At 38.9% G+C, this 22,550-nt stretch carries 16 protein-coding genes; 9 read left to right on the top strand and 7 right to left on the bottom strand.

From position 1 onward, the window contains the following. Positions 1 to 79: 79 nt before the first annotated feature. The 6 genes from ACZZZK_RS11205 (at position 80) to ACZZZK_RS11230 (ending at position 11,296) form a co-directional block, all read left to right on the top strand. Positions 80 to 3,100: an amidohydrolase family protein gene (locus tag ACZZZK_RS11205; protein ID WP_463484200.1), complete on the top strand. Its 3,021-nt coding sequence runs from the start codon at positions 80 to 82 to the stop codon at positions 3,098 to 3,100. Between the two features lies 1 nt (position 3,101). Further along, positions 3,102 to 4,412 (top strand): amidohydrolase family protein, encoded by a 1,311-nt coding sequence (locus ACZZZK_RS11210; protein ID WP_463484201.1) that lies wholly within the window; start codon positions 3,102 to 3,104, stop codon positions 4,410 to 4,412. A 242-nt stretch (positions 4,413 to 4,654) separates the two neighbouring features. Next, the gene (locus ACZZZK_RS11215) at positions 4,655 to 7,855 is read left to right on the top strand and encodes a TonB-dependent receptor (protein WP_463484202.1); all 3,201 of its coding nucleotides are present in this window, start codon (positions 4,655 to 4,657) and stop codon (positions 7,853 to 7,855) included. 104 nt (positions 7,856 to 7,959) lie between these two features. Further along, positions 7,960 to 9,711 carry an ABC transporter ATP-binding protein gene (locus ACZZZK_RS11220; protein ID WP_056851106.1) on the top strand — a complete coding sequence of 584 codons (1,752 nt, stop codon included), beginning with the start codon at positions 7,960 to 7,962 and terminating at the stop codon, positions 9,709 to 9,711. A gap of 14 nt (positions 9,712 to 9,725) precedes the next feature. Then, entirely contained in the window at positions 9,726 to 9,941 is a 216-nt protein-coding gene (locus ACZZZK_RS11225; RefSeq protein ID WP_056851107.1) for a PLDc N-terminal domain-containing protein, read from the top strand. Between the two features lie 347 nt (positions 9,942 to 10,288). Next, positions 10,289 to 11,296: an IS110 family RNA-guided transposase gene (locus ACZZZK_RS11230; protein WP_463484203.1), complete on the top strand. Its 1,008-nt coding sequence runs from the start codon at positions 10,289 to 10,291 to the stop codon at positions 11,294 to 11,296. Between the two features lie 404 nt (positions 11,297 to 11,700). Here ACZZZK_RS11230 and ACZZZK_RS11235 read toward each other — a convergent pair whose 3' ends face one another. The 6 genes from ACZZZK_RS11235 to ACZZZK_RS11260 form a co-directional block, all read right to left on the bottom strand. After that, positions 11,701 to 12,984 carry an MFS transporter gene (locus ACZZZK_RS11235; RefSeq protein ID WP_463484204.1) on the bottom strand — a complete coding sequence of 428 codons (1,284 nt, stop codon included), beginning with the start codon at positions 12,982 to 12,984 and terminating at the stop codon, positions 11,701 to 11,703. A gap of 90 nt (positions 12,985 to 13,074) precedes the next feature. Then, positions 13,075 to 15,180, bottom strand: a complete 2,106-nt coding sequence (gene recG, locus ACZZZK_RS11240) for an ATP-dependent DNA helicase RecG (RefSeq protein ID WP_463484205.1) — start codon at positions 15,178 to 15,180, stop codon at positions 13,075 to 13,077. A gap of 4 nt (positions 15,181 to 15,184) precedes the next feature. Beyond that, the gene (locus ACZZZK_RS11245; protein WP_463484206.1) at positions 15,185 to 16,087 is read right to left on the bottom strand and encodes an EamA family transporter; all 903 of its coding nucleotides are present in this window, start codon (positions 16,085 to 16,087) and stop codon (positions 15,185 to 15,187) included. Between the two features lie 2 nt (positions 16,088 to 16,089). Continuing rightward, complete coding sequence (locus ACZZZK_RS11250; RefSeq protein WP_463484207.1) at positions 16,090 to 16,470, bottom strand: RidA family protein; 381 nt, start codon at positions 16,468 to 16,470, stop codon at positions 16,090 to 16,092. Positions 16,471 to 16,475: 5 nt separating this feature from the next. Then, positions 16,476 to 16,613 (bottom strand): DUF6728 family protein, encoded by a 138-nt coding sequence (locus ACZZZK_RS11255; RefSeq protein ID WP_463484208.1) that lies wholly within the window; start codon positions 16,611 to 16,613, stop codon positions 16,476 to 16,478. A gap of 99 nt (positions 16,614 to 16,712) precedes the next feature. Beyond that, positions 16,713 to 18,086, bottom strand: a complete 1,374-nt coding sequence (locus tag ACZZZK_RS11260; RefSeq protein ID WP_463484209.1) for an OmpA family protein — start codon at positions 18,084 to 18,086, stop codon at positions 16,713 to 16,715. Positions 18,087 to 18,257: 171 nt separating this feature from the next. Here ACZZZK_RS11260 and ACZZZK_RS11265 point away from each other — a divergent pair, with 171 nt between their 5' ends. After that, entirely contained in the window at positions 18,258 to 19,547 is a 1,290-nt protein-coding gene (locus ACZZZK_RS11265; protein WP_463484210.1) for an aminopeptidase P family protein, read from the top strand. Positions 19,548 to 19,599: 52 nt separating this feature from the next. Here ACZZZK_RS11265 and meaB read toward each other — a convergent pair whose 3' ends face one another. Beyond that, entirely contained in the window at positions 19,600 to 20,499 is a 900-nt protein-coding gene (gene meaB, locus ACZZZK_RS11270; RefSeq protein WP_463484211.1) for a methylmalonyl Co-A mutase-associated GTPase MeaB, read from the bottom strand. An 88-nt stretch (positions 20,500 to 20,587) separates the two neighbouring features. On the opposite strand from meaB, the gene ACZZZK_RS11275 reads away from it, so the two are divergent. Both ACZZZK_RS11275 and ACZZZK_RS11280 read left to right on the top strand, forming a co-directional pair. Beyond that, on the top strand, positions 20,588 to 21,496 hold the full coding sequence (locus ACZZZK_RS11275; protein ID WP_463484212.1) for a glycosyltransferase: 909 nt from the start codon (positions 20,588 to 20,590) through the stop codon (positions 21,494 to 21,496). A 7-nt stretch (positions 21,497 to 21,503) separates the two neighbouring features. Next, on the top strand, positions 21,504 to 22,550 hold the full coding sequence (locus ACZZZK_RS11280; RefSeq protein ID WP_463484213.1) for a glycosyltransferase family 4 protein: 1,047 nt from the start codon (positions 21,504 to 21,506) through the stop codon (positions 22,548 to 22,550).

Consider the following 22,550-nt stretch of genomic DNA (forward strand, 5'->3'; position numbering starts at 1 on the left):
AATTGTAAAAAATAGGATATTCAGTGCAACCAACGTTAATTTATATTAGTTTTAAACAAAATAAACCCCTAAACTTATTATGAAGAAAATTTTACTCGCTATCGCGATGGTATTTTCTACTACAATTTTGTTTGCACAGCAAACAACTTTCCCGGTAAACGGATCTTTTGATACCAGGCCAGGCATGTTTGCTTTTACAAACGCAACAATTGTGGTAAATGCCAACCAAACTTTATCAAACGCAACGCTTCTAATTAAAGGACAAACTATTCAGGCTGTAGGAGCCGGAGTTGCTGTACCGAAAGGATATGTCGTGGTGGATTTGAAGGGCAAATTCATTTATCCATCAATGGTAGATGCTTTTTCAAGCTATGGAATTACGGAAGCACCTGCACAAGCAAGAGGATTTGGCGGCCAGCGTCAGTCGATTTTTGTCTCTACAAAAAAAGGCGCTTATGGCTGGAACGAAGCCATCAGACCTGAAACGTATGTAAAAAACATTTTCTCTGTTGATACCAAAAAAGCAGACGAATTACGCAAGGCGGGCTTTGGAAGCGTGAATGTAATCAGCCGCGATGGCATTGCCCGTGGTGTTTCTGCAGCCGTAAGCCTAAACGAAGGTGCTGATAATGCTGTTATTTTGAAAGATCAAACCGCAGCTAATTATTCCTTCAACAAAGGAACCTCATCAAACGATTACCCTACTTCTTTAATGGGCTCCATTGCTTTGTTGCGCCAAACCTATTACGATGCGCAGTGGTATGGCAAACAGAAAGACGAATACAATATCTCGTTAGATGAATTTGGAAAGCAACAAACGATGCCCCAAATTTTCGAAGTTGATGGATGGCAGAACGTTTTACGTGCTGATAAAATCGGCAAAGAATTTGGTAAAAAATTTATTATCAAATCTGGCGGCGATGAATATCAACGTATTAACGAGGTGAAAGCAACAGGTGCAAGTTTGATTATTCCGCTTTCTTTCCCTAAAGCTTATGATGTAGAAGATCCGGCAGAAGCCAGAAATGTAACGCTATCGCAAATGAAAGGTTGGGAGTTAGCACCAACTAACCCAGCTGCTTTAGAAAAAGCAGGTATTAATTTCGCTCTAACTGCTTTCGGATTAGAAAACAGCCGTGATTTCTGGGCGAATATCCGCACTGCAATTGAAAACGGTTTAACCGAAAAGCAGGCACTTCAATCAGTAACCTCAATTCCTGCCGAACTTCTGGGCATTAACGATAAAGTCGGCTCACTTGAAAAAGGAAAAATTGCGAACTTTTTAATTTCATCAGATAATTTATTTAAAAACGGCAACATCATTTTTGAAAACTGGGTTCAGGGAAAACGTTTCATCGTAAATAAAATGGATGTGAGTGATGTGCGTGGTACTTATAATTTAAATGTGGATGGCGTTGGCGCTTTAACTTTAAAAATTACGGGTACAGGTGGCGGCTCAACTGCAGCCATCGAAAGAGCGGGAACTGATAGCGTTAAAACGACTGCAACTTTTTCCAGAAATGGCGATTGGGTAAGCATCAACTTTAACTTAAAGAAAAATCCTAAGGGTGATGTTCGCTTAAGCGGATACATCACTTCTGCAAATCCAATCACGATAAAAGGCGAGTCTGCATTGGCAGATGGATCTACGGGAAAATTTACAGCTACCTACAAAGAAGCTGCTAAAGAAACGCCTAAAAAAGAAGATCCTAAACCTACGCTTGCAGTGGGTTCACTGATATATCCTTTCACCGCTTTCGGTGCCGCGGAATTGCCAAAGGTGGAGACCGTTTTAATTAAAAACGGCACCGTTTGGACAAATGAAAAAGACGGTATCCTTCAAAATGCTGATGTACTTCTGGAAAACGGCAAAATTAAGGCTGTTGGAAAAAATCTTTCAGCTGGTGGCGCCAAGGTAATCGATGCTACGGGCAAACACATTACCGCTGGCATTATTGATGAACACTCGCACATCGCTGGTAGCGGCGGTATTAATGAGGGTGCTCAGTCGGTTTCTGCCGAAGTTCGTATCGCGGACATTATCAACTCCGAAGATGTGAACATTTATCGCCAGTTGGCGGGAGGCGTAACGACTTCTCATATTTTACATGGTTCAGCAAACCCGGTTGGTGGTCAATCGCAATTAATTAAACTGCGCTGGGGTAAATCGCCGGAAGAATTGAAGTTTGCTGGCGCTGATGGTTTCATCAAATTTGCACTGGGCGAAAACGTAAAGCAAAGTAACTTCGGCACCGGTGCCCGCTTTCCGGTTACACGTATGGGTGTAGAACAAACTTTTGTTGATGAGTTTACCCGTGCCAAAGAGTATGAGAAAGCGATGAAAGTGAAAGGCAATAGCGTTCGAAAGGATTTAGAACTAGATGCCATTGTTGAGATTTTAAACAACAAACGTTTCATCACTTGTCACTCGTATGTGCAAAGCGAAATCAATATGTTAATTCATGTTGCCGACAGCCTTGGATTCAAAATCAACACTTTTACCCACATTTTGGAAGGATATAAAGTAGCAGACAAAATGAAGGCACATGGCATTGCCGGTTCTACTTTTTCTGATTGGTGGGCTTACAAAAATGAGGTTGCAGAAGCGATTCCATACAACGGCAAAATTATGCACAACGTAGGTGTAACCACGGCCTTTAACTCTGATGATGCAGAAATGGCTCGTCACCTGAACCAGGAAGCAGGAAAGTCGGTGCTTTATGGTAACGTTCCGGAAGAAGATGCATTAAAATTTGTGACTTTGAACCCGGCACGCATGCTTCACATCGATGATAAAGTGGGCAGTTTAAAACCTGGAAAAGATGCTGATGTGGTGATCTGGACCGCCAACCCGCTTTCCATCTACGCAAAAGCAGAAAAAACATTTGTTGATGGCGTAGCTTATTGGGACATTGAAAAAGACGCTCAGGTAATTAAAGCACAGCAAGCTGAAAAAGCCCGTTTGATTCAAAAAATGTTAGAAAGCAAAAGTAAAGGTGGCAAAATGCAACGCCCAATGGGTGATGCGCCACGCCTGTACAATTGCGAAACTCTAGAAAACTATTCAGCAGAATTAACCGAAAAAGAACATGCACACTAACATGAAAACCTATTTAATGAGTCTGGCTTTTTCGGCAACAAGCCTGATGTGTTTTGCACAAGCAAACATATCGCCAGCAAAAAAACAAACTAAAACCATTGCCATTAGCGGAGCTACGGTACATGTGGGCAATGGAACAGTAGTTGAAAACGGAACTATTCTTTTCAGCAACGGAAAAATTATTTCTGTTACGGCCAATGGTCAGGTGCCACAAGATGATGTAACGAGAATTGTAGCTACAGGAAAACATATTTACCCTGGCTTTATTGCAGCGACAACAAACTTAGGTTTAGCAGAAACTGAGTCGATCAAAGCTACGCTGGATTTCCAGGAAATTGGCGATTTTAACTCCCATATCCGTTCTATTGTAGCTTACAATACCGATTCGAAAGTGCCGGCAACATTGCGAAGTAATGGTGTATTAATGGCACAACCTACTCCACAAGGTGGAACAGTATCCGGAAGTTCTTCTGTAGTACAATTGGATGCCTGGAACTGGGAAGATGCAGCAATTAAGACGGATGATGCCATGCACATGAGCTGGCCGGTAACGCCACGTTTTAGAGGTGGATTTGGCGGTTTCGGCAGGCCACAAATGTCGGCAGAGGCTTTAGCAGAAAGAACACAAGCTGCCATTGCACAATTGACATCATTTTTTGCAGAAGCTAAGGCTTATTCGGAAATGGGCAAACCGGAGGTAATTAACACCCGTTTTGAGGCCATGAAAAAAGTTTTTTCTGGCCAGGAGAAATTGTTCATTTCTGCGGATAGCCAAAAAGACATCGTTGCCGCGGTAAACTTTGCCAAAAAATTCGGTATTACGCCAGTAATTACTGACGCTGATGAAGCTTATTTGGTGATCGATTTCTTAAAAGAAAACGATATCAGTTTAGTAGTAAAACAACCTCATGCTTTGCCAAATAATAATGATGACGATGTAAATATGCCCTATAAAAACGCAGCTGTTTTAGCCAACGCTGGTTTAAATGTGGTGTTAAGTATAGATGGTTATTGGCAGCAACGCAACCTGCCTTTTATGGCCGGAACGGTTACCGCATGGGGTTTGGATAAAGAGAAAGCTTTATCTACTATTACGCTAAATGCTGCAAAAGTAATGGGCGTTGATAAAACTACCGGAAGTATTGAGCCAGGAAAAGATGCCACTTTCTTCATCTCTGCAGGCGATGCTTTGGATATGAGAACCAACAAAGTGGAACAGGCATTTATCCAAGGAAGAGATATCAATCTGGATAATTTGCACAAACAACTGGACAAGAAGTTTAGCGATAAATATACTGCTGAAAAGAAGTAAGCTAACACCAATTTAACAGAAACGGCCAATAATAACTTATTGGCCGTTTTTTATTTTAACACTAGCCCATAAATAACATCATTTGTAAACGATTTCATAATATAAAATAGAAACCATCTTAACACAACTCGTAGAATTTTGCATCATAAAAAATCAAAACTAATCATGCTGAAATGCTTTTGAACAGCAGCCTAAATTCAGGCGGCTTGATAAAGGCTTCAGAACCTATTAAAAATCCAACGATGATGAAAAATCTACTAGTCGCATTAATGCTACTACTGTCTTTTGCAACCCGATCTGCAATGGCACAAACAACACAAGCATCCATATCCGGTATTGTAACCGATGAACAAAAGAAACCCATCCCAGGTGTTTCCATTGAAATTAAAAATAACTCTACTGGTTTTACTACCAGAACTTCAACCAACGCCCAGGGAGAATATACATTTAAAGAGCTTCCTTTAGGCGGTCCTTACACTGTAAAAGCTGTTTACGTGGGTTTCGGCGAACAAACTAGAACAGGCTATATGTTAAACTTCGGCGATGTGGCCAGAGTCGGCATCACCATGCAAGAAGCCGCACAAAATCTGGAGGCCGTTCAGGTAGTAGCTTCAGGCTTAAGAAATAAAGTGCAGAATTTTGGCGCCTCGACAGAGATTTCTGCCAAAACGATGAACCAGTTGCCTGTTAACGGCCGTAACTTCTCCAACTTGATGGATTTATCTCCATTGAGTCGTGGTGGTGGTATTGCTGGTCAATTAGGCTCATCTACCAACTACACCATTGATGGTATGAATGCAAAGAACCCAACCTCTGCAGGAAGCACAACCAGTCGTAGTGGTGCACCATATTCTATTTCTATTGAGGCAGTTCGCGAGTTCAAGGTAGTAACCAACCAATATGATGTTACTTTAGGAAGAGCCGGCGGCGGTACGGTAACAGCGGTAACCAAATCAGGAACCAATACAGTTAGCGGTAGTGCTTTTATGTACGGAAGAGCAGATTGGTTAGCTTCTCCTTATGATATTAGAGGTGTAAAACGTGATAACGATTTCTCGACTTATCAATATGGCTTCACCTTGGGTGGACCGATTATTAAAGACAAATTACATTATTTTGTGGGATGGGATCACCAAAGAGATGCCCGTCCGCTTATTATTGCAGACATTAATGGTCCTGCTGATGAGGCAAGATTTAGAATAACCAATAGCACCTTAGAGGAATTTGCTGGAGTTGCCCGTGCTAAATACGGCGTAGCTAGTAGCGATCAGTATGGGTCATTTGATAAAAAGCGTGGAACAGATGCAGCTTTCGCCCGTTTAGATTGGCAAATCAATGAGAAAAACCTGTTAACCATTCGCGATAATTACACCAACGATAGAAATCCACTAGGACTTGCAGACAATACCGCCATCAATTTCTTCGAAAGTTATGGTAATGACAAAAATGTTGATAACAGTTTATTGGCTACTTTACGCTCAACCGTAAACAGTAAAGTAACTAACGAGTTGAAAGTTCAACACCTATACACCTTTCAGGCTAGTACACAAAATGATCAGTTGGAATATGCAATACCAAGAGCAATTGTTCGTAACGTAACTTCAACACTAGCTGATGGAACAACAGGAAATACAGCAATTCAAATTGGTGGTCATCGTTTTGGCCAGGAAGGTTTCACCAATAATGTGCTTCAATTGGTAGATAACTTTTACTACAATACCGATAAGGTGAAATACACTTTCGGTGTTGATGTAATGTATACTCATGCTAAGTCGCTTTATGGAAGTGAAGTAAACGGACGTTTTGAATATACAAACGGAGGTGCCACGGCTATCCAAAACTTCAACAATCTGGCTCCATATCTTTACTATCGCGAAGCGCCTTTGGTGGAAGACCCAACAGTTAAGGCCGGAATCTGGAACATGGCTTTATATGGTCAAATGCAAACTAAGCTAGCTAAAGGTTTAGACTTTATTGGAGGTTTGCGTATGGACTACAGCTCGTATCCAAAATCGCCGTTAAACCAACAATTATTTGATGCCATTGGTGTTAGAACTGACCATGAGCTGAAACAGTTTCTTATTCAGCCAAGAATTCAGTTTAACTGGGATATCAATGAAAACAGAACAGATTTTGTTCGTTTCGGTGCAGGTATCTTTGGTTCAGACATTAATAACTACATGACTATTAATAACCTAACATTCGACGGAAAGCATTTTGCTACTGTAGATGTTCAAGGAGCTGATGTACCAAGACCAGATTTTATCGGTTACAGAAATGGCGTAGCTGCACCAACTTTAGCAGCTTTACAAGTGCCAACTATTAATACTTATGCTGAAGATGCGAAAGTACCCGTAATCTACAAAGCGAATTTATCATACAGTAAATTAATTACCGATAAATTTAAAGTTGGGATTACAGGTTACGCAAGTTTAGGCCGTAATAACTACATGTATGTAGATAGAAATATGGTGGCTAATCCTTTCTTTACCATTTCAAATGAAGATAATAGAGGTGTTTATGTTCCTACTATCAATGCCTCAAACGGTGTTGTAGACTGGAAAGCGGGCCGCTTATCAAATAAGTTTGGACGTGTATTGGAAATGAACAGTAAAGGAAAAGTGAATCAGTTTGCAGTGGTTTTAGATGCAACCTGGAATTACTTTAGAGATGGTGAAATTACAGCAAGCTATACCTGGAATGATGCGAAAGACAATACTTCTTACAATGGTAACGTAGCGAATACAGCAACATTATCACTTCCGGTAAAAGATGATCCGAGAGATTTAAGCAGAATGTCTTATTCAGATAATCACTTCCGCAACAAAGTAGTAGTTTACGGTACGCTACCAACTTTTTACGGTGTAACTATTGGCGTTCGTTATTCAGGCATTGGCGGTACTCGCTATAGCTTATTATCTGGCACAAACACCAATGGTGATTTCGTAGCCACTAACGATTTAGCTTTTATTTTCGATAGAAATAACCCTGCAGTTTCACAAACGGTTCGCACAGGCTTACAAGCCATTATGGATAATCCATTGGCCAGCCAGAGTTTAAAGGAATACATTAATAAATATTCAGGCCAAATTGCCGAAAGGAATGGTGGAGAAAATGGCTTTTATGGTATTGTAGATTTAAGAATCAGTAAAAAATTCAAGCTTTATAAAACTCACACACTTGAAATTTCTGGTGATATCTTCAACTTCGCCAACTTGTTGAATAAGAAATGGGGCGTGAATGAAACCTTGGGAACGCAAGCGCTTTACGCTTTAAACGGACGTGCTGCTGTACCTGCAACGGGTACTACACCTGCCGTTCCTGCAATACCTGCTTACTTTTCAGATAGCAGAACCTTTAATTACCGTGTAAATAATGCCGGTATTGTTAACCCTAGTGGCAATCCTTACCAGTTTCAAATTGGTTTGAGATACGGATTTTAGTCATTGAAAGATAGACTGTATCTTTCCAAAAAGTCATAAAAAAAGGGAATGGATTTTTATCCGTTCCCTTTTTTTATGTTTGCACTACAAACAACAAAACTTTAATGGGATTATTATTAGACTACCTGAAAAACCACAAGTGGATTGTCGCTTTAGCGCTATTGCTTGCAGGTTTAAATATTGGCTTTTCACTTTTAGATCCATATATCACCGGAAGAATTTTAGACAAATTCATCAATCAAAAAGATAAATTAACTTATAGCCAATACCTATGGGGCTCGCTCGGATTAATTGGCCTGGCCATTGGCGCAGCAATGGTTTCGCGTATCGCTAAAAACTTTCAGGATTACTTCACTAGCGTTATCGTTCAAAAAGTTGGCGCAAAAATGTATGCTGACGGTTTACAGCATTCTTTAAAATTACCTTACCAGGTTTTCGAAGATCAGCGCAGTGGCGAAACCTTGGGCATTTTACAAAAAGTACGTTTAGACTCTGAGAAATTCATTACCTCTTTCATCAGTATTTTGTTTGTGAGTTTAATCGGGATGATTTTCGTTATCGTGTATTCTGTTTCCATCAGCTACAAAGTAACACTGGTTTACTTTACGGCTATTCCAATTATCAGTTTTGTAAGCTGGTTTTTAAGCCGCAAAATAAAAACCATCCAACGCTCCATTGTTGGCGAAACAACCGCTTTGGCGGGTTCTACTACTGAATCATTGAGAAACATTGAACTGGTAAAAAGTTTAGGTTTGGCCGATCAGGAAATTGAACGTTTGAATAAAACCACCTACAAAATTTTAGGCCTGGAGTTGAAAAAGGTAAAATATGTTCGCAGTATGAGCTTTGTTCAAGGGACCACTGTAAACCTGGTTCGCAGTACGATGATCTTGGTTTTATTGTTGCTTATTTTCGATAATGCCATTACTGCTGGCCAATATTTAACTTTCTTGTTCTATTCATTTTTCCTTTTCGGCCCACTGCAGGAGCTTGGAAACGTAATTCTGGCCTGGCGTGAAGCAGAGGTTTCACTGGGTAATTTCAAAAAAATATTAAGTACGCCAATTGATAAAAAACCAGAGAACCCTATTTCCATCAATAAAATTAAGGATTTAACTTTTAGCAATGTCGGTTTCAAACACCAAACGGCGAACAGAAACGCTTTAGAAAACATTTCATTCAAAACGCAGAGTGGGCAAACCATTGCCTTTGTTGGTCCATCAGGAGCAGGAAAGTCAACTTTGGTAAAGTTGTTAGTTGGCCTTTATCCAGCTAAAGAAGGTGAAATTTTATATAACGGCACACCTAGTAATGATATTGATTTAGATGCGCTGAGAGAAAAAATTGGTTTTGTAACACAAGATACGCAGCTATTCTCGGGCACCATCAGAGAGAATTTACTTTTTGTAAACCCAACTGCAACCGATGAGGAGTGTTTTAAGGTTTTAAACCAAGCAGCTTGTCAAACTTTGCTGGCCAGAGCCGACAAAGGTTTGGACTCTCTAATTGGTGAAGGAGGTGTTAAAGTTTCCGGAGGCGAGAAACAGCGGTTATCTATTGCCCGGGCTTTACTTCGCCGACCAGATATTTTAGTTTTTGACGAAGCTACATCGTCGTTGGATTCTATCACAGAAGAAGAAATTACCAAAACCATCCGTTCTGTATCCGACTTAACCGATCACATTACGATATTGATTGCCCACCGTTTATCAACCATCAAACATGCAGATGTCATTTACGTTTTGGAGAAAGGACATATCATCGAGCAAGGTTCCCACGAAGCCTTGATCGCTCAAAACGGATTGTATCAAGCCATGTGGCGACAACAAATTGGCGAAAGAATTGTTGAAGTATAATAAAACTTCATCCTATGTTAGTAGCACAAATTGAAAGCAACGAAATTGGCATAATCATTATAATTGGCGCCATTTTATGGTTGGCGCTAATTTTAACTGCACTTTATCATATCTCCCGGAACAAAGGAATGCTCTTCCCCGTAAAAGCACTATGGTTTGTAATCATATTGCTAGCTCCATTTTTAGGTTCAATTATTTATTTAATCTGGGGGAAGAATAGAAAGTTTTAGCTTTTTTGCTTTTTTCCAGGTTTGAATAGATTAAAGATTTGGAAAGCAATAGCAGGAATACTTCGGTTGGTTTCTGTCCCGCTGTACCTCCAAGCGCTATGAAAAATAGCGGCTTTCCGTACCATCCCTTAGGTTTGAATATTCTTAGAAATATTTGAGATTTGAATAAAACCTTAACGGCAGTGCTGCACTTTGGCTCGATCTAGGTTAAAGACCTAAAACCCGTATCAGAGCACTGCCGTTTGTTGAACAAGAACCATATAGAATTTTAGTCTTCGCTGGACCGTTAAGGGATTTAGTTTTATTCAACATTAAGGTTTGTTTTTTCCACTTAACAACCCAAAGTTATGAATTACAGATTATTTGCGGGCATCGATGTTTCAAAAATGAAAACAGATGTAGTGTTTTTTCTTACTGAAAATCCTGATGAGCAGTTTCATGGCACCTTTAGCAACAATGAGGAAGGCTGTAAGGAAATGGTGGCCTGGATGCAGGAGCTTACCGGCCTTTCGATTGCTGAGATGCTTTTTTGCGCAGAGGATACCGGACTCTACACACTTCCTATCTGCACCTATTTTGACGGACAGGGCGGAAATCTCTGGGTTGAGAACGCCCTGAGGCTTAAGCGCTCCCTTGGTCTAAAACGTGGCAAATCTGATAAGGCAGATGCTGCCGAAATAGCCAACTATGGTTTTTTACATAGGCGCAAAGCTGTTCTTTTTAAACTTCCGAGCAAAACCATAAGCAAGCTAAAGCATTTATTGAGCTGTAGAAAGCAGCTTGTGAAGCAACAGACGGCATTAAAAAACGCAAGTGGAGAGCTGGAAGCTTTCGATGGAGATTCAGCGGATTTTACATTGGAGATCAGGAAGTCACTGATCAAAGAATATGACAAGAAAATTGACATGATTGAAGCGGAACTTATAAGATGTGTAAAAGCGGACAAACTACTTGAAAAGCAATATCGTCTGGTCAACTCCGTATACTGTATAGGGCCTCAGACAGCGATGTTTATCGTGGTCCTTACGCAAGGATTCAGTCTGTTCGAGGATCCCAGGAAGTTTGCCTGTTATTGTGGTATTGCCCCTTTCGGAAATACCTCTGGAACAACACTAAAGGGGAAACCAAAGGTTAGCCACCTGGCAAATAAAAGAATAAAAACACTACTTACCATGTGTGCGCTCAACACAATCAAAAAGGATAATGAGTTCAAAAGGTATTATGACAGAAAGATACAAGAAGGAAAGCATCATTCAGCTGTTCTAAACGTATTGAGAAACAAACTGGTCAGCAGAGCTTTTGCAGCAGTATTGATAGACAGACCCTATAAGAAAGATCTTTATAATGCTGCCTAAATATTTTAAAATTTATTTGCAAAAACCATAGAATACGGGTTTAATTTGCAATGCATTTCGTTTTGTAGAAAGCCTTTAACGCTTGCGCCTGCGCGAGTTTCTAACGATTGCAAAATAGTTAAACGATTCCTATCATTTACAGCCATACAGTTATCCCGAACTTACCCCAGCGCTGGTTTTTCACAAGTTAAAGCCTGCGCTCGTTTCTAACGAGCGCATAAATAGCTTTACGTATTCCTATCTTTTAATTGCAAAATGCCCGCCTAGCTAAACCTGACTGTACGAAAATCCTTTTTGTTGTTGACATTAACCCAATCAGCACTAACCAACACAAAAGGATTGCAGGAAAGGAAGGACCACAGCTCAATAGCAGCAGTGACGAAAGTTTTCAAAATATTTATAAATTAACCTTTAGCGGTTTGCTCATTGATATCCTGCAGACTCAATTTGGTAAGAGATTTAGTTTTTAACCAGGTAATAAAAGCGATTCCGATAGTCATACTCCCGCCAAAAACCACTGCAGGAACTAGTTTCATATATTTCGCAGTTAAACCCGATTCAAACTCGCCGATCTCGTTTGAAGAGCCAATGAACATGCTATTTACCGCTGAAACGCGACCACGCATATGATCGGGCGTAAGTAGCTGCATGATGGTTTGACGGATAATTACACTGACACTGTCAAAAGATCCTTCTAAAAACAAGAAGAAAAGCGTGAGGTAGAAGTTTCTAGATAGGCCGTAACAAATAATACTCAAACCAAAGCCTGTTACAGCAATGAGCAAATTTCTCCATGGCTTGCCCATAGGCGAAAATCTTGTCATCAAAAGCATCGTAATCACTGCCCCAGATGAGGCAGCTCCACGCATCATGCCCAAACCAAATGAACCTAAATGAAAAACATCTTTCGCAAAAATAGGAAGCAGTGCCACTGCGCCACCAAAAAACACAGAAAAAAGATCTAAACTCATTGCCCAAACCATCATTTTAGTTTTAAAGACAAACTGAATTCCTTCCTTTAAACTGTGAAAGATATTTTGTGTTGGCGCAAAGGTGGCCGGATGCTTTTTAAAAGTGAAGATACAGACCAGTGAAACTGACACCAGAAAAACGATAACGCTATAGGCAGCAGTAATTCCCCAAAGCCAATTTATGAGTCCACCAAGTAAAGGACCAATAATGGTGGCCAACTGCCAGCTGCTGCTGCTCCAGGTGCTCGAATTCGGGTAAAGTTCTTTTGGGATGATATTGGCCATCAATGAAAAGGTCGCTGGTCCGAAAAAGCCACGAGCCAAACCGATACAGAAAACTAAACCGTACATGATCAGGACAATCACATCTTCTTTCAGATTCAAATACTTACTGGTGATGATAAGCATGAGCACCGAAGCAAGCCATACGCCAGAAAATATTTTAATTAGCAAGCCCCGTTTTTCACTTTTATCTGCAATATAACCTCCATAAAGTGCAATGCCGATCGCAGGGACGGCTTCGCATAAACCTACCAAACCAAGCTTTAATGCATCATGGGTTAAATCGTAAATATGATAGCCAATAACTACCGCCTGCATCTGGTACGCCAGCGTAAAGAAAAAACGCATTCCTAAAAAAGAACGAAATTCTTTAAAACGTAATGCTGCGAAAGGGTCTTGTTTAACTATAATGGGGTTGGAATTTGAATCTGCCACGAGAAAATATTTCCTACAAAACTAATGTTTGAAAAATTAAAAATCGCAAATGAATTAAATTCAGATTAGAAACGTTACCAGGAAATGATACTAAGAGATCTTGTCAAAAGAAATGCCTCTCTCTAGTTTTTGTAGATGCAGTTTCAAAACTTTATTTTCTGGTTTTTCCAATTGTGGATCATCTGAAAAAAGTTCGATAACTGTATTTCTAGCTTCAGATAGGATAATTTGATCCTTGGCTAAATCTGCGAGCTTCAAATCGAGTACACCACTTTGTTGGGTTCCTGAAATATCGCCAGGACCACGAAGTTGTAAGTCAATTTCTGAAATTTCGAAACCATTATTGGTTCGTACCATGGTTTCTAAACGTACTTTACCTTCTTTACTGAGTTTATTTCCGCTCATCAAAATGCAAAAGGATTGCTCTGCTCCCCTCCCAACTCGACCGCGTAATTGGTGTAATTGCGAAAGCCCGAAACGCTCAGAATTCTCAATCACCATAACAGATGCATTGGGAACATTCACGCCTACTTCAATCACCGTAGTGGCCACCATAATCTGGCTTTTTCCATCAATAAACTGCTGCATTTCAAATTGTTTATCCGCATTTGGCATCTGTCCGTGTACAATACTTATTTGATAATCCGGACGAGGAAACTGATAGCTTAATTGCTCCACTCCCGCTTCCAGGTGTAAAAGATCCAATTTTTCGCTTTCTTTGATCAACGGGTAAACGATATAAACTTGTCGGCCTTTAGCAATCTCCTGTTTCATAAAACCGAACATTCTCAATCGCTGGCCTTCAAACAAATGCCTGGTTTCAATAGGTTTTCTTCCAGCAGGCAATTCATCGATGATTGAAACATCGAGATCGCCATACAGTGTCATTGCCAGCGTACGCGGAATCGGCGTTGCGGTCATCACTAAAATATGTGGCGGGATGACGTTCTTGCGCCACAGCTTTGCACGCTGCTCTACCCCGAAGCGATGCTGTTCGTCAATAACTACTAAACCGAGATTTTTGAACTGCACTTTATCCTCAATTAAGGCATGAGTTCCGATCAAAATATCTATTTCTCCATTCTCCAGTTGCTCATGCAGGATTGTCCGCTCCTTTTTTTTAGTGCTTCCAGTGAGGATGGCCACTTTCACCAAATCATCAGTTACCAATTCTGTAATGGATGCAAAATGTTGTCGGGCCAGAATTTCGGTTGGGGCCATCATACAAGCTTGATAACCGTTATCGTTTGCTAAAAGCATACTCATCAGGGCTACCGCTGTTTTGCCACTACCTACATCGCCCTGAACTAAGCGATTCATTTGAACCCCACGTTGGGTATCGATTCTAATTTCTTTAACAACACGCTTCTGAGCATTAGTTAACTCAAATGGCAAAAATTCTTTATAAAACCGATTCACCTTTTCGCCCACCTTATCAAAAGTTACCCCTTTGAATTTTAGTTGCCTTAATTGCTTATTATGCAGCAATTGAAGCTGAATAAAAAAAAGCTCCTCGAACTTCAATCTTCTTTCCGCAGCGTTTAAATCCTGCTGATTTTTTGGAAAATGAATACTCAGCAAAGCCTTTCTTTTATCGGGCAACTGATATTTATCAATGATATACTGAGGTAAGTTCTCTGGAACATCTTTAATAACCTGATCAAGCAAGCCAGCAATTAAACGCTGAATACCTTTAGAATCTAAGGTAAACTTTTTTAGTTTCTCGGTAGAATTGTAAACGGGCTGCAACGTTAAGTTTCCCCTACCTACAGGTTTGTTTTGATAAAGCTCCATTTCTGGATGGGAAATACTGAAGGTTCCGTTAAATAAAGTCGGTTTGCCGAAAGCCACATAAGCCGTTCCAACGGTAATGTGATCATCTACCCATTTCAAACTTTGAAACCAAACGAGTTCCATGATACCTGTTTCATCTTTGAAAACAGCTATAATCCGCTTCGTTCTTTTATCGCCAATAACCTTTTTACTGATTACACGACCAATGATCTGAATGTATTGTGAATCTGGATTTATTTGATTGATTTTAAAATACTGGGTACGGTCGATATAGCGAAAAGGATAATGCGAGAGCATATCTTGAAAAGTGAAAAGACCTAAATCCTTTTTCAAAACATCGGCACGACTTGGTCCCACGCCTTTTATAAATTCAATTGGTGTATCTAAAATCGACTGAAACAAATTTCTAAGCTTTTTTGTAAACAATGCTTTTTAGCAATTGTGCATTAAAAATAACAATCGACAACAGCAATAGCAAATAGGCGAAAAGCTGATGCACATCTATTGGTTCCTTAAAATAGAAGAAGGCAACTGCGAAAGCAACGATAGGATTTAGATAGATTAAAATACCTAACGCCGATGATGGCATTCCCAGTAAAGCATAAGCGTTTAAAAAGAGTGGGATAATGGTAAATACCGCAGCAATTAAAAATATATGCGACCAGAAAAAAGCATCTGCAGGAAACTTATTTTCCGTAAACAGATACATGGGCAACATCAACAGGCCTGATAAAATTAACTGAACCCCTAAAAAATTGAACTTATCAATATCCTTAATTACTTTTAGCACAATAACATAAACTGCATAAAATGATGCGATAAGTATTGCCCAAAGCACTTCAGTTAAAGAACCTGTGGCCAACAACACAATACTTATAAATGCGATAATCAGTGCTATTACTTTAGTCCTGGCAAGTTGTTCTTTAAGGATAGCAAACCCACACAAGGCGGTGATAAGAGGACAAACCATATAAGCAAAAGCGGCAGCCTTTAAGCTTACACTGTTCACTGCATAGATGTATGTAAACCAATTGCCCGTTATTAAGAAGGCAGAAAGAACAGTTAATAACAAGAATCTGGTTTTACTGGATGATGTTAAATTCTTAAAAAAATTAACATCATTTTTTAAGGCATCTCTCCTGAAAAGTAAAATAATTGTCCATACTGTTACAATAGAAACAAATATCCTGTAATAAAGAATCTCTTGAGGTGGGAAACCCTTAATGTTCCGTAATGGGATAGACATTGTACCCCAGATAATGTAGGGTATAATGCCAGCTATAAAGTATTTCGTTTTAGCGGTCGCCAAAATTATTGAACGATCGCAATTACAGAAATCTCTACATTCACATTTTTAGGCAATACAGATACTTGAACAGTTTCACGAGCCGGGAAATCAGCTGTAAAATATTGTCCGTAAATCTCATTAACCTGAGCAAAGGTACCCATATCCGACAGAAAAATAGTTGATTTTACAACGTTATCAAAAGATAATCCGGCCTCTAAAAGCACTGCTTTCAAATTGCGCATTACCTGATGGGTTTCTTCTTCGATGTTAACCAAATTTAGTTCTCCATTTTCTGGATTAATGGCTACCTGACCTGAAACAAATAAAAAATTGCCAGCTTGTACCGCCTGGCTATATGGCCCAATCGGAGCTGGAGCATTTGTAGTAGTGATGATTTTTTTCATAAATTTTATTTAGAAAGCCATTGAACGACTTTATAGATTATACCTGCAAGAAAGATAATGATCGCCAATGCATTGATGAGATGCATAATTTTGATGTTGATGTTATTTGGCCTGTTAGGATCTTTTTTCCTGAAGAAATACATGATACAAACTTAGATAAAAAGCTTTATACAGAAAATTAAAAGGCATAAAAAAAGTCCCGATTTGCATCGGGACTTTCTATTAAACTTTATATTGAAATACTAGTTTCTAGAAGTTTCAACACGACGGTTTTGGATACGACCTTCTTCAGTATCGTTAGAAGCAATTGGATTAGCTTCACCCATTCCTTTAGTAGCAACTTGACTAGCGTTTACACCAGAATTTACTAAGTAAGTTTTAACAGAATTAGCTCTGTCTTTAGATAATTTCATGTTATATGCAGCAGTACCTTCGCTTGAAGCGTAACCGTTTACAGTTACTTTACCACCGTTTTCACGTAACACTGAAGATAATTTATCTAAAGTTGGATAAGCTTCAGTTTTTAAAACTGATGAGTTGAAATCGAAACCGATTTTTTCGAAACCAGTTACATTAGAGTTCTGAGTTGAATCTGGAGCCATTTTAGGAAGTGGACATCCTGAACCATCAACAGCAGTACCTGCAGGAGTTCCTGGGCATTTGTCGAATTGATCAGCAACACCATCACCATCAGTATCTTTTTTCAAATCTTCAACAGATTTTTCAACGTTAGACACACGGTTTTTCAAAGCTTCAACTTCTTGACGTAAAGTAGGATCTTTTAACTCATCGTACATAGTAGCTAATGGGTTAGACCACTCTAAACTTGGTTTTGCAGAAGAACCTAAAGAGAATTCTAATCCAGCATATCCGTAAGAGAATTTATCTTGTGAGTTACCTTTTGCGTAAGTTCCGTCTAAGTTATCAGCATCAACAAAGTTCATAGTGTAACCTAAGTTAAAGTTAACACGCTCAGATACTTTGAATTTAACACCAGCACCAACTGGAATATAGAAACCTTTTACGTAGTCAGCTCTGTCGCCAGATTTAGTTACGTTGTTAGCGTTATCAGCATTACCACCAGCATTACCTTTCCAATCGATAACTGTACCGTTTGCTAAAGTAACTTTAGGTGCATAAGCCATGTAACCGTAACCAGCAGTTAAGAAGAAACCTACTGAGTTCTCACGACGTAAGAAATCGATAGAACCTAAGTTTACAACACCACGTAAATCAACAGCATATTGTAATTCAGTTTCGAATTCTCTGTTTGTAGAACCTGCTCCGTAAATAGTAGCGTCATTTGATCCAGAGATTTTACCACGAGTACCGTTTAATTCTAAAGCGAAAGAGTGACCTAATTGTTTACGGATATTTAAACCGTAACCTAAGTTAACATCCCATTTGTTGTAATCATTGTTACTGCTAATTGGAGCAATTGGCATAAGAACACCACCGTTCAAACCGATTGACCAAGTTCTGTACTGTCCTCTACCACCAAATACCTTGGTGCCAGAAGTTGTTGCAGGTGCATCTTGAGCGACAGCAAGAGTAGCAACTCCTGTTAATGCCACTAAAGAAAGCGCAACACTTTTCTTTAAAGTAGAATAATTCATAATCTTTTTTTCTTTTTAAGGGTAAACAATCTAATTGATTAATTTTTTAGTAATCGCAAAATTAAACAAAAATTTAAATTTTCAAACTTTTATACAAACTCCGTTCCAAACTTCTCTCTAATTAATCATTTTCTTACATTTGAGCATTACCTTGTTAAAACTGTAATTATTATGAAATATCCCCAAATTGATCAGTCACTTTTTATATTAAACAGAATAAACTATGCTAAACAACTTAAAAACAATTCATTAGCTATATTCAATGCTGCTGACGAGTTTCCTAGAAGTGGTGATCAAAATTTTATCTTCAAGCAAAATCCAGATTTATTTTATTTATCTGGAATTGATCAGGAGCAAACAATATTACTCCTATATCCTGATTGTCCTAATCCTTTGTACAGGGAAGTCCTGTTTTTAAGACAGACCAACGATTATATTAAGGTTTGGGAAGGATATAAATATACTAAAGAGCAGGCGAGAGCTGCTTCGGGCATAGAAAACATCTATTGGTTAGAAGATTTCGATAACATTCTGCACAGCATTGTTCACTATGCGGATAATATTTATCTTAATACAAATGAAAATGATAGGTATGCACATTCAGTTCCCTATCGCGATGTTCGTTTTATAGAACAAATGCGCTCCAAATATCCTTTGCACCATTACGAGCGCTCCGCTCCAATTATGCGTGGTTTGAGGGCTGTCAAGTCAGAGCTTGAAATTGGACTTACTAAAAAAGCTTGTGCCATTACACGTGATGCTTTTGTAAGGGTGTTAAAATTTACTAAACCTGGCGTAAAGGAATATGAAATTGAAGCCGAAATTATTCATGAATTTATAAAGCAGGGCGGAACAGGACATGCTTATACACCAATTATTGCTTCGGGCCATAACGCAAACATTCTTCATTATAACGATAACAATCAGGAGTGTAAAGACGGCGATGTGATTCTCTTTGATTTCGGGGCTGAATACGCAAATTACAATGCAGATATGAGCCGGTCAATTCCGGTAAACGGAAAATTTACCCCAAGACAAAAAGAAGTCTACAACGCGGTTTTGCATGTAATGAAGGAAGCTACTAAGCTCATTGTGGCCAACACTGTTTGGAATACTTATCATGAACAGGTTGGAGAGATCATGTCTGAGCAACTGGTTAACCTAGGTTTAATATCTACAACTGATGTTAAAAATCAAAATCCAAATTATCCAGCCTACAAAAAATACTTTATGCATGGCACATCTCATCATTTGGGAATAGATGTACATGATTTTGCTGGGCGATATACGCCATTTGCCGAAGGAAATATATTAACCGTAGAACCTGGTATTTATATCCCTGAAGAAGGCCTGGGCATTCGGTTAGAAAACAATATTTTAATCACTGCCAATGGCAATATCGACTTAATGGCTGATATTCCTGTAGAGGCTGATGAAATTGAAAGTATTATGAATAGTTAAAAGAAGTCTTAAGTCGGCAGCGCAAAGTCCAACCAGCAAGAAATAAAAATGGCTAACTTTTCTTTGCGAATTCTGCTGCGAAGCGATAAACATTAAAATCATCTTTTAATAAGGCTGCCTGAATCTCTTCTCGCAGCCTTTTTTTGTCTACAGGCATCATTTTCTGATTTTGAATCAGTCGCCAGGCTTTCTCCGCGAAAAGAAATTCTTTTCGTTGGTTGGAAACCTTAATGGGTTCTGCAATCCATTTACATAATTCTTCAACGCCAATGTTTTTATCCGCAACCGTTTTTAATATTGGTATCGATTTTACACCTTGATGAACGATCTTTTTTAAATTATTGGCAAACGTATCGGCTCCTTCCCTATCGGCTTTATTAATCACAAAGCAATCGGCAATTTCCATTAAACCTGATTTAATATTTTGCACCTCATCGCCCGATTCGGGGACCAACACCACAATTGTTTTATCTGCAAGTCCTGCAATTTCGACTTCCGATTGACCTACTCCAACTGTTTCAACAATAATCAGATCAAAATTCGAAGCTTTTAACACATCAACCATTTCAATAGTTTTGGCCGAAATACCTCCCAAAGCGCCTCTAGTTGCAAGCGAACGAATAAAAACATTTGGATTGTTAAATTGTGAGACCATTCTAATTCGATCGCCAAGCAAGGAACCAAAATTAAACGGCGAGGTAGGATCGATCGCCAGGATCGCTACACGTTTGCTTTCAGCAGTGAAATGATTTGTAATTGCGTTAACCAGGGTGCTTTTACCAGCACCTGGCGGGCCGGTAATACCAACCACCACTTTAGCCGACTGGCTATCCAGATTTTTCAGGATTAAATCAGCAGGCGCAATGTCATTTTCAACGAGCGTTAATGCTCTCGCTAATGTCTTGTAATTACCGGCTTTTACTTCGCTTAAAATGGATAGATGGGTATTCATCAATAAAACTATCTTTGTACAAAGAAACAGATTTATTTTTCAACGATTGTATCGACTTGGCAAGAAACAATCTAAAAACATTGCGTGCATGAAAGTAAGTGGCTTTAGCTATATGAGAAACAGTTTTAAGTATGGCTATCCAGTAATCGAGTCTATCAAATCTATATTACCTTTATGTGATGAATTTATTGCAGTAGTTGGAAAATCAGATGATGGAACAAGAGAAGCCATTGAAGCTATCGGATCAGACAAGATTAAAATTATAGATACCGTATGGGATGATTCACTTATTGAGGGAGGAAAGGTTTTTGCACAACAAGCTAATATTGGATTAAAGGCCGCCACGGGAGATTGGGTTTTTCACATACAATCTGACGAGGTATTTCATGAAAAAGATTTACCTAAAATAAAAAAAGCCATGGAGGATAACCTTCATGATAATAAGGTAGAAGGATTTTTATTCGATTTCCTTCATTTCATTGGAGATTATAAGCACATTGGTACAACCAGAAAATGGCACCGGAGAGAAATCAGGATTGTCAGAAACAATCCTAACTTTTATTCTTATAAAGATTCTCAAGGTTTCAGAAGCTATCCGAGTTTGGAAGATTATCAAAAGAATATCAATAGTCGCAAGCTAAATGTAAAATGGATAGATGCCAAAATCTTTCATTATTCTTATTGCCGTAACCCTTATTTACTACTTGGAAAAGTAAAAAGATTCACTGGGTACTATCAGTCTGAGGAAAAAACAGTTGAGCAATATAAAAATTATGAAACTTTTGATTTTGAAAGTGTGGCCGACATTCTAGCTCCTTTTGAAGAGCCTCATCCAGAAACGATGAAAACGGTAATTGCTGCGCAAGATTGGGTATTTAAACATAATCCCAATAAGATTGATTTATCTCCAAGGCGAATGTTTTTGCATAGGATTGAGATGATTACAGGATGGAGAATTGGCGAATATAAAAACTATAAGATCCTACCAAGTAAATAATTCATCCATGAAAATTGTTTTTGATTGTGAACGGATGAAATATCCGTATACGGGATTATTTGAATATTGCCATCAACTGGGCTTGTCTTTGATTAAGACAAAAAAAAATGGTGATGAAGTTTCGCTTTATGTACGCCAAAAAGACCAGCACAATTTCGATGAGGGCACTTCTTTCATCACTCAAAATAGTCTGCATAAATTTATTTTCCCATCGATAAATAAAAATATTGATTTGTGGCACACCACTCATCAGATTTCTTCTTACCTGCCTCCAAATAAAAAGTTAATAAAAGTATTAACGGTGCATGATTTAAACTTTTTACATGAAGAAAAGTCAGATGCTAAGCGCAAAAATCAGGTTAAAAAGCACCAAAAGGTTATAGATAAAGTTGATCATATCATTGCAATATCAGAATTTACCAAAGAAGATATCCTTAAACATTTAAAAGTAAATAAGCCAATAACAGTAATTTACAATGGTGCAAAAGTTGAGAAATTTCCCGAATTTAATCAGCCAAAATATCGACCAAAACAAAAATTTCTCTTTTCCTTAGGCACAGTTATTCCCAAAAAAAACTTCCACACCCTACCTTGCCTGCTAGAAGATAACGATTTCGAACTCATTATTGCAGGAAAGGAAGATGGCGGTTACGCTGATAAAATTAGGGAAGAAGCTATCAAACATGGAGTGCAAAATCGGGTACACCTTGTAGGCCCGGTTAGCAGTGAGGAGAAATATTGGTATTACAATAACTGCAGTGCATTTCTTTTCCCTTCATTAGCAGAAGGTTTTGGAATTCCTGCCATTGAAGCTATGAATTTTGGCAAACCAGTCTTTCTCTCTAAATTAACTTCGTTACCCGAAATAGGTGGTGAATTGGCTTATTACTTCGATAATTTTGAAAACGGCCACATGAAGAAAGTTTTCAAAGAGGGCTTAGCTGACTATGAAAAGAATCAACCTGCGGATGCTATAATTGCACATGCCCAAAAATTTAATTGGGAACAATGTGCCGAGGCTCATTGGAAACTATATCACTCGTTAATGCGCTAG

This window comes from Pedobacter sp. AC163 (assembly GCF_979258665.1).